The sequence below is a fragment of the Vibrio glycogenivorans genome (assembly GCF_051660965.1).
Taxonomy (GTDB): Bacteria; Pseudomonadota; Gammaproteobacteria; order Enterobacterales; family Vibrionaceae; genus Vibrio.
The window spans coordinates 1-519 of the sequence record NZ_JBPVIS010000045.1; the positions used below are offsets into that span (position 1 = coordinate 1).

General features: G+C 39.7%; 1 tRNA gene. It reads right to left on the bottom strand.

The window, feature by feature from the left end:
• Nucleotides 1-412: 412 nt before the first annotated feature.
• A tRNA-Glu gene (locus tag ACSTTG_RS24220) sits at nucleotides 413-488 on the bottom strand.
• Nucleotides 489-519 lie beyond the last annotated feature (31 nt).

Here is a 519-nt window from a genome sequence, read left to right on the forward strand (position 1 = left end):
CTACCTAATCTGGGCTTATCGCAAGTTACTACGTCTTTCATCGCCTCTGACTGCCAAGGCATCCACCGTGTACGCTTAGTCACTTAACCATACAACCCCAAAGAGTTTCAGATGAAACCTCGAGATTGTTTAATCAAACAACCAAAGTTGTCTGCAATTATTTAAACATGATGCAGACTCGATTTTGCCGGACTCAAATATTAAGTAGCTTTCGCTACTTCCAAGAACACTTGAATGTGTGTTGGTACCTATATGTTCCCTTAATAAAAAGGTTCGATATAGGATTTGAGAACTTTTATTGAATAACATTTAAATCAAAATGTTATTCGTCAGCTTTCCAAATTTTTAAAGAGCAAATCACTTCGTATGAAGTAATCATTTTTAAGAACACTTAAGCAAATGCGCTTAAAGATGGTATCCCGTAGGGGAGTCGAACCCCTGTTACCGCCGTGAAAGGGCGGTGTCCTAGGCCTCTAGACGAACGGGACACTAGGTGAGCTCAATATAACCATATCAATC